8 protein-coding genes are annotated in these 6,190 nt (G+C 30.7%); 5 read left to right on the top strand and 3 right to left on the bottom strand.

The genetic code is table 11. From position 1 onward, the window contains the following. The 4 genes from ACYVFA_RS08170 to ACYVFA_RS08155 form a co-directional block, all read left to right on the top strand. On the top strand, positions 1-277 hold a 277-nt coding region (locus ACYVFA_RS08170; protein WP_460471325.1), incomplete at its 5' end, for a hypothetical protein. 147 nt (positions 278-424) lie between these two features. After that, positions 425-727 (top strand): hypothetical protein, encoded by a 303-nt coding sequence (locus ACYVFA_RS08165; RefSeq protein ID WP_460471324.1) that lies wholly within the window; start codon positions 425-427, stop codon positions 725-727. Continuing rightward, positions 724-1,848, top strand: a complete 1,125-nt coding sequence (locus tag ACYVFA_RS08160; protein ID WP_460471323.1) for an AAA family ATPase — start codon at positions 724-726, stop codon at positions 1,846-1,848. Before ACYVFA_RS08165 ends, ACYVFA_RS08160 begins: the two co-directional genes overlap by 4 nt. A 71-nt stretch (positions 1,849-1,919) precedes the next feature. After that, positions 1,920-3,194 (top strand): DUF6965 family protein, encoded by a 1,275-nt coding sequence (locus ACYVFA_RS08155; protein WP_460471322.1) that lies wholly within the window; start codon positions 1,920-1,922, stop codon positions 3,192-3,194. 248 nt (positions 3,195-3,442) lie between these two features. Here ACYVFA_RS08155 and ACYVFA_RS08150 read toward each other — a convergent pair whose 3' ends face one another. The 3 genes from ACYVFA_RS08150 to ACYVFA_RS08140 form a co-directional block, all read right to left on the bottom strand. Further along, a complete protein-coding gene (locus ACYVFA_RS08150; protein WP_460471321.1) occupies positions 3,443-4,021 on the bottom strand; it encodes a transposase in 579 nt (192 codons plus the stop codon). A gap of 72 nt (positions 4,022-4,093) precedes the next feature. Then, on the bottom strand, positions 4,094-4,315 hold the full coding sequence (locus ACYVFA_RS08145; RefSeq protein WP_460471320.1) for a hypothetical protein: 222 nt from the start codon (positions 4,313-4,315) through the stop codon (positions 4,094-4,096). 5 nt (positions 4,316-4,320) lie between these two features. Further along, positions 4,321-4,626 carry a transposase gene (locus ACYVFA_RS08140; protein ID WP_460471319.1) on the bottom strand — a complete coding sequence of 102 codons (306 nt, stop codon included), beginning with the start codon at positions 4,624-4,626 and terminating at the stop codon, positions 4,321-4,323. Positions 4,627-5,754: 1,128 nt separating this feature from the next. On the opposite strand from ACYVFA_RS08140, the gene ACYVFA_RS08135 reads away from it, so the two are divergent. Then, entirely contained in the window at positions 5,755-6,018 is a 264-nt protein-coding gene (locus tag ACYVFA_RS08135) for a hypothetical protein (RefSeq protein WP_460471318.1), read from the top strand. Positions 6,019-6,190 lie beyond the last annotated feature (172 nt).

Genomic DNA, 6,190 nt, shown 5'->3' with positions numbered 1-6,190 from the left:
GCAAAGTTCGCTCCCTTGTTTTATTTATTCAACTCATCATACATTTGAATCTACAACCCGTTTTTTTCCTGAAAAATTTAGAGATAATAACGAAAAATATAAGGTATTATCGAAAAACATAGAAGAAAGATTTGGGTTTTGTTATTCATTCTCTACTCTTGAAAGCAATGCACAATCATTTGATATTAGAGATAAAGATAAAGTAATAAAAATATTAAAAGATTTCGGTTATAAAAAAGTAGCTACGAAATATGACAATGATATAAGACGGAAATAAATCACTACTGAATCACTACTATTTTTTATTTTTCTCAAACTATAAATTCCTGATAATCAGTCGATTACTTTATAGCTTTAATTTCTTTTCACTACTCCTCCACTACCACACTTAATATTTGGAGCATCATTTTAATTATATAAAATCATGCAGCAAGTATTTTTAAATCCCTATGAAGCCATTTTTAACAGGCTTGAATCAATCGAAAATTGTTTGGCACAATTAAAGCCTGACATTCCTCCTACTCCGTTAGTACAGCCCGAAGAACGTTTTTTAGATGTCAAACAAACCTCTGAATTGTTTGGAGTTTCTACTGTATCTATTTGGCAATGGGAAAAAGCAGGTATTATAAAAAGTTATAGAATCGGCAACCTGAAACGCTTCAAATATTCAGAATTAATTGAATCTCCTAAGTTGATTATACGTACACAAAAAAGAGCTGAACAATGAAAGACGAAACACCATTGAACAGCTCTGATTCTTCAAATAAACAACAAGATAAAGATAAGAATTTAGGAGCATTAAACCCAAAATTTGATTTAGATAAATTTGGTATTAATCCTAATAAAATTATAGATGAAACTAATAAGCTATTAGAGCAGAATTCTTCATTAAGTGAGAAGAAAGGATTATTTATGATTAAGTCTGCTAATAGTTGGATTGACCAGGCGAAAAGTAGACCAATTCCAAAAATGCTATTTAGTGAATTTTGGTATGAAGGTGAGATTTGTATTCTATTTGCAGATACTAATTTAGGCAAATCCATTTTGGCGGTGCAGATTGGGGATAGTATAAGCAAAGGGGAGTCAATTAGAGCTTTCAGATTAGAAGCTCCAAAGCAAAAAGTATTATACTTTGATTTTGAACTTTCTGATAAACAATTTGAAATTCGCTACTCTACAAATTATCAGCTACACTATAAGTTCGATAATAACTTTTTAAGAGTTGAAATTGATTCTGATGCTGTAATCCCTGAAAAGCAAACTTTTGAAGAGTTTCTTAATAGTTCGCTTGAACGTTCAATTATTGAAACCAATGCAAAGATTTTAATAATTGATAATCTTACGTACCTAAAAAACGAAACTGAAAAAGCGAAAGATGCTTTGCCATTAATGAAACATTTAAAATCATTAAAGAGTAAATACAATCTTTCAATTTTAGCTTTAGCTCACACTCCAAAACGGGACTTATCAAAGCCAATAAGCCGAAATGATTTACAAGGCAGTAAGATGCTTATTAATTTTTGTGATAGTTGTTTTTCAATTGGCGAAAGCTATAGTGACAAAAGTTTAAGGTACATCAAGCAGATAAAACAACGAAATACAGAACAAATTTATGATACTGAGAATGTTTGTGTATTTCAGATAGAAAAGCCGTATAATTTCTTACAATTTGATTTTCTAAATTTTGGAATAGAAAAGGAACACTTAAAGCAACATACGGAAAAAGATAAGGAAAATCAAAAAGATAAGATTGAGGAATTGAAACAACAGGGGAAAAGCCTTAGAGAAATAGGTGTATTATTAGGCATTTCTCACATGAAAGTAAAAAGAATCTTAGAAAAACCGTAACAGTTGTAACACTTGTAACAGGGTGTTACACTTGTTACAGGCGTTACACTTCTTCTAAAAAGTGTATTAAGATGAATGAATATAAGTATATTTTAGAACCCTATAAAGGCTATAAAACCCGTTATACCTGCCCTAATTGTAGTAAAGATAAAGTATTTGCTCGTTACATTGATAAAGAAACAGGCGAACACCTGAATAATAGCGTAGGAAGATGTAATCGTGAAAGTAGTTGTACTTATCATTATACTCCAAAGCAGTACTTCTTAGATAATCATATTTCTAATGATAGCCCCAATAAGTATAATCAACAAAAGAAAAATTTACCTCCACAACAAAAAGTGATTTCATTTATTTCATTTGAAGTATTTAATGAAAGTTTAAAAAATTGCGAATCTAATGAGTTTGTAAAGTTTCTTATAAATCTTTTTGGTATTGAAATTACAAACGAATTAATAAGCAAATATTTTATTGGTACTTCTAAGCTTTGGAATGGTGCAACAGTATTTTGGCAAATAGATAAAGATTATAATATAAGGACAGGTAAAATCATGCTTTATAACCCCTTTACGGGTAAAAGAGTAAAAGAACCTATCAATCATATCAACTGGGTACATACAACGCTTAAATTGGCTAATTTTGAGCTTAAACAATGCTTATTTGGTGAACATCTTATGATTGATAAATCAAAGCCTGTTGCAATAGTTGAAAGTGAAAAAACTGCCATAATTGCAAGCGTTTATTTACCTCAGTTCATTTGGTTAGCGGCAGGTAGCCTTACTAACTTATCTATAGAGAAATGTAAGGTTCTGTCAGGTTTTAATATATTCTTATTTCCTGACTTAAACGGTTTTGAAAAGTGGGAAAATAAAGCAAAAGAGCTATTAAGTATTACTAATTGTAATGTCTCTGACTTATTAGAAATTAATGCTACTGATGAAGATAAAAGGGAGGGTTATGATTTAGCAGATTATTTAATACAGTTTGATTATAAACAATTTATTGAATCGAATGAGGTAAACTCTAACAACCAATCAAATGTACAGGAGATAATACAATTGCCAATTCATGAAGAGGTTAAACTAATGGTAAAACAGCCTTTAGATTGGTCAGATAAAGTTAATGAATTAGAAAATTATTTCAACAGCATTGTTCTCCTTGAATACCCTATTAAATTGAATCAAGCTGAAACGGCAAATAATGTTTCAAATTTTATAGATAGTCACCTCACAATTTTAAAAAACAATAACGGTAGAAAGGTATTTTTACCTCATCTCGAAAGGTTAAGAAAAATCAAAAATTATTTAATAACTAAGACTGTCTCAAATGCAATTAATTGGACACTATAATTGATTTAATAATTTTGTAAGCTAATTTGATGAATGGGTATTTTCATGTCAACATTCTTTTGGAGTAAATTGTAAAAATTAAGATTTGATATTACAGACAACTGACTTTAGCTAAGAATAAATCTCACATTTCTTATAAGTAATAATTGACTGTAAGTGCCTTATTTTCAATCTTAAATATGAGAAATTGGAATGTATATATTGTCAGATAATAAAAATCTAATTTTCTTCAAAGTGTTGATTTAAATTTAGTTTTTTACAAGTAAATATTTATAAGGGCTTTTAAAGCCTAATCCTCCATGAATTCTGTTAAAGTTATAAAACTCTCTGAATCGTTTCATAACTTCTCTTGTATTTTCTAAATTTTCGAGTTCCATTCTCTGACAAACGGCACTTTCGAGTATTGAATGATAGGATTCAATGTGTGCGTTTTGCTGTGGTGTTGCAGGCAGAGTGAATTCTTGTGTTACTCCTTTAAGTCTCATGTACTGCTGAACCATATCAGCCTCAAATTGACTACCATTATCATTTCTTACAATAAATTGCCTTGGCATTTGATAGTTTTGAAAGATTTCATCAAACAGAGCAATTACATCATTGGCTCTAATAGACCAGTTGATGTACTGCCCCATATTCCATCTACTATAAACATCCAGAACCGTCAGCACTTGTACATTGGTTCTTTTACCGCTCACATATATATACTTAATATCAAATTCCAGAAACGAAAATTCAGTTACAGGAGTAGGCACTAAGTCTTTAACCCAGTTTCGTTTGCCTCTGACTTTACCTATCCGTTGATATTTTAATAGTCCATTGGTTTTCATTAGCTTATAGACGCTACAAGAACCTATTTTATAACCTAACTCCTGAGTAAGATAGATGTAAGTCTTATAATATCAGTAATCTACAAACTCCCCTGAAAGAAGTGTTTCAATATCCTGCTTTACCTTTTGAAGATTATGTCTGCTTCCGTCAGATTTGGCTATAAAAGAACTTGCTCTTTTACCTGGTTTAGTCCCTTTAGAAATATAATAATAGGTGCTACGAGCTAAGCCAGTCAGTTTTAGCAGACAACTTAATGGACAACCAGCTTCTTGAAAATCTTCCACTATCATCATTTTCTCTATTTTCGTTGCTGGCTTTTTTTTAATAATGAATCCTTCACTCGGATAGCTAAATCCTTTTCGGCTACTATGGCCTTTAATTCACGATTCTCTCTACGAAGTTGCTGAAGTTCTCTCTCAAGTGAGGTCTTGGCTCCCTTTTTAAAACCTTCTGGCCCTTGTTCTGAATAAACCTTTTCCCAATTAAGGATACTCACCGTACTTACTTCAAACTCTCGTGAAGCCTTGGTAAGTCCGTGTGTCTTCTTGTAATTCAGAATCTCCAATTTCTCCTCTGGAGTCCATTTCTTTCGATGTCTTGTCATAGTACACAAAGTTAAGTAGTTAACTCATTTTTGTGTCCAACTTTTAATTACGCTATTACCAGACATAAAATTGCTTTTCAGAAGATTAAAACCCTATGTTCCTTAATAATTTAGGTTTCCCATATATTGAGAATTATTATGCCACAAATGTCAACTTTTCCAACATTATATGATAATTGCAAAAAATTATCTATTTCAGACTTTAATAAATGGGGCTACCTTAAATCCAATCTGTATATGTTAGGTGAAATAACATGGAGTAGACATGGCACGAAGACTGGTAGTATTTCTATCGAAGTAAATACTAGACTAGGAAAGCCATTTTAAAATTAGATTACACTCTTAACAGTAAACCAATATCATATAGAGTTGAATTAGCTACAAAAGAATCAAATTTGGGCAAAAGTAAAGTTTGGTTTTTTATTTGCCCTCACACAAAAAAATACTGTAGAAAACTATACTTGATAGATAAGTATTTTCTTCACCGATTAGCATTTAAAGGTTATATGTATGAGAAGCAAATACAAAGTAAAAAGTATAGAGCAATAGAGAAACGCTATGGGGCTTATTTTGATAGCGACCGACTTTATATGGAATTATATAAGAAATATTTCAAAAGATGCTATGCAGGTAAATTAACTAAGAGATACTCTAAGTTGAAACAAAGATTAAAAGAATCTGAAAGCATTTCACCTCATGAAATTGAGCGACTTATAGCGATATATTAGAGAGACGCAAAGAAATATTTATAGAAAATCTACACTTGCCTATAGTGAGGGTGTAGAGCTTGTCATTATGAGCAAAACACAAAATTTAAAATACTGGAAAGTATAATTTTAGGAGAAACAACTTGTAAAAAATAATTTCATATAAATGAGGAGTTTGAAGAAAGGGAGATTTTATTACAGACCAGGTTAAAGCTGAACCCAAAAGGCGTAGATATATTGCTTGATGGTATTGAAAGGAGGGATAATCAAGAAGATAATGATTAAAAGATTTTGAAGAGAACAAAGATTTACAGAAATGAAAGGCAAGTAATCCAAATAGGAGACCGTCAGGAGTGCCAAATAAAGTAACAGGCAATTTAAGAAAGCAAATTAACTTATTGAGAAATTAAATTGTAATATTATGATTATAAATACAAGATCAAGAACATTTAAGGAGATTAGAAATACTAGGAGAGTAGATAGAACTTTAAAGCTACTTGTATTCCTAAATGATACCAATGGAAAAACAATAAAAGAATGTAGTAATCAGATTGGAGTACATGAAAAAACCATTTTTAATTATTTGAATCTTTTCACACAATTAGGTTTTGTAATTGAAGTACTTCACAGAAAAAGAAACTATTATAGAATATCTAATTTAAAAGAATTTTTTAAAATAGAGTAGTAGCATTATGGAAGATATTTTAGCAGTCATTACGTGCGTATTAAATAGCTTTTCTAAAATAGAGTAGTAATATTATGGAAGATATTTCCAACATCACTATGCATGTGTATAGTTGTGAAGGTTCAATAGATTCGCTACAGTTGGGTAGGATTTAGCTATCTTGAAATTCTTC

This window comes from Emticicia fontis, from assembly GCF_054779675.1.
The sequence above is the reverse complement of the archived record's forward strand: the minus strand, read 5'-3'. Positions and strand labels throughout refer to the sequence as shown.

Excerpts from the sequence above, each read along its gene's own strand:
- ACYVFA_RS08165 (WP_460471324.1), top strand. The coding sequence starts at position 425 with ATGCAGCAAGTATTTTTAAATCCCTATGAAGCCATTTTTAACAGGCTT.
- ACYVFA_RS08155 (WP_460471322.1), top strand. The coding sequence starts at position 1,920 with ATGAATGAATATAAGTATATTTTAGAACCCTATAAAGGCTATAAAACC.
- ACYVFA_RS08135 (WP_460471318.1), top strand. The coding sequence starts at position 5,755 with ATGATTATAAATACAAGATCAAGAACATTTAAGGAGATTAGAAATACT.
- ACYVFA_RS08150 (WP_460471321.1), bottom strand. The coding sequence starts at position 4,021 with ATGAAAACCAATGGACTATTAAAATATCAACGGATAGGTAAAGTCAGA.
- ACYVFA_RS08145 (WP_460471320.1), bottom strand. The coding sequence starts at position 4,315 with ATGATGATAGTGGAAGATTTTCAAGAAGCTGGTTGTCCATTAAGTTGT.
- ACYVFA_RS08160 (WP_460471323.1), top strand. The coding sequence starts at position 724 with ATGAAAGACGAAACACCATTGAACAGCTCTGATTCTTCAAATAAACAA.
- ACYVFA_RS08140 (WP_460471319.1), bottom strand. The coding sequence starts at position 4,626 with ATGACAAGACATCGAAAGAAATGGACTCCAGAGGAGAAATTGGAGATT.